General features: G+C 55.8%; 1 protein-coding gene. It reads right to left on the bottom strand.

The window, feature by feature from the left end; all coding sequences use genetic code 11:
• On the bottom strand, window positions 1-293 hold a 293-nt coding region (locus JF66_RS19780; RefSeq protein WP_035880600.1), incomplete at its 3' end, for a hypothetical protein.
• Window positions 294-482: the final 189 nt, after the last annotated feature.

Here is a 482-nt window from a genome sequence, read left to right as displayed (position 1 = left end):
ATCATTTTCACGATCTCGTGCGAACTATCCGAGTTCACAATGCGCCGCCACCCAATGTTGACGGCCTCACCCAAAACCACAAATCTGATGCCGCGTTCCAAATCGAACTGAATGCGCATGCCATCTTGCTCGTCGTGCAGCAGAACTACTGGTCCGTCGTCTTCAGCTGTCACACGCGTGATGAGGAGATGCGGATGCCGACGCACCAACTCGCTGGCGATCCACCAAGTCTGCGCCGTCATAAACCGGCTGGCCGCCGCAAAACGAGACTCGGCAGGGGGATTGAACGTCACCGGAAGGCGATCCGGTGGCGGCGGACGGACCGGGTAACTACGTCAGGATTCAACATTGACATGGAATGCTCCGTCATTTCGGGGTTCTCACCCGCACGGTCGCGCGGGAACCAAGCAATCCAGCCATCAGCGCTAGGACGTTTCACGTTTGATCGTAGTGTCAAACCTTCATACTACGGATTTTGAATT

This window comes from Cryobacterium sp. MLB-32, assembly GCF_000738085.1.
GTDB lineage: Bacteria > Actinomycetota > Actinomycetes > Actinomycetales > Microbacteriaceae > Cryobacterium.
The sequence above is the reverse complement of the archived record's forward strand: the minus strand, read 5'-3'. Positions and strand labels throughout refer to the sequence as shown.